This is a genomic window from Aurantimonas sp. C2-5-R2, assembly GCF_036549495.1.
In the GTDB taxonomy this organism is placed as follows: Bacteria; Pseudomonadota; Alphaproteobacteria; order Rhizobiales; family Rhizobiaceae; genus Aurantimonas; species Aurantimonas coralicida_A.
This window is the reverse complement of record NZ_JAZHLJ010000268.1, coordinates 1-730: the sequence shown is the minus strand read 5'-3', so window position 1 is coordinate 730 and position 730 is coordinate 1. Positions and strand designations below refer to the sequence as shown.

Genomic DNA, 730 nt, shown 5'->3' with positions numbered 1-730 from the left:
GCGCCCGCATGCCCGAGCGCCATCTCCTCGATATCCTCAAATATGCCGAGCACTGGACCGGCTACACACGTCATTTTGGGCCGCCGTCCGGTGCCGATACGAAGCTGGCGCAAGCCGTGCGCCGCTACGTCTTCACCGTCTTCGGCTATGGCTGCAATCTCGGACCCGGCCAAACCGCCCGCCATGCGCCCGAACTCGTCACCCAGCAGGCGTTGCGTCGCATCAATGCCCAGCATATCAATGCCAACNCGCCGCTACGTCTTCACCGTCTTCGGCTATGGCTGCAATCTCGGACCCGGCCAAACCGCCCGCCATGCGCCCGAACTCGTCACCCAGCAGGCGTTGCGTCGCATCAATGCCCAGCATATCAATGCCAACAAGCTGGAAGCGGCGATGACCGACCTCATCGATGAATATGCCCGCTTCGCCCTGCCGCGACACTGGGGAAGCGGCCAGGCCGCCATCGCCGACGGCACCCACGTCAAGCTGCGCGAGAACAATCTCATCGGCTCCCGGCACGTGCGCTATGGCGGTTACGGCGGCATCGCCTATCACCACATCGCCGACACCTACATCGCGCTGTTCACCACCTTCATCCCCTGCGGCGTCTGGGAAGCAGTGCACATTCTGGACGGCCTCCTCAAGAACCGGTCGCAGCTTCAGCCGGATACCCTGCACGCGGATACCCAGGGCCAGAGCGAGCCGGTTTTTGGACTCAGCAGATTTCTCG

General features: G+C 63.2%; 2 pseudogenes. Both read left to right on the top strand.

Annotation, left to right across the window (positions count from 1 at the left end):
• Window positions 1-8: 8 nt before the first annotated feature.
• Window positions 9-185: pseudogene (locus tag VQ044_RS25995) on the top strand (Tn3 family transposase); the annotation flags it as partial.
• 49 nt (window positions 186-234) lie between these two features.
• A pseudogene (locus VQ044_RS25450) lies at window positions 235-730 on the top strand (Tn3 family transposase); the annotation flags it as partial.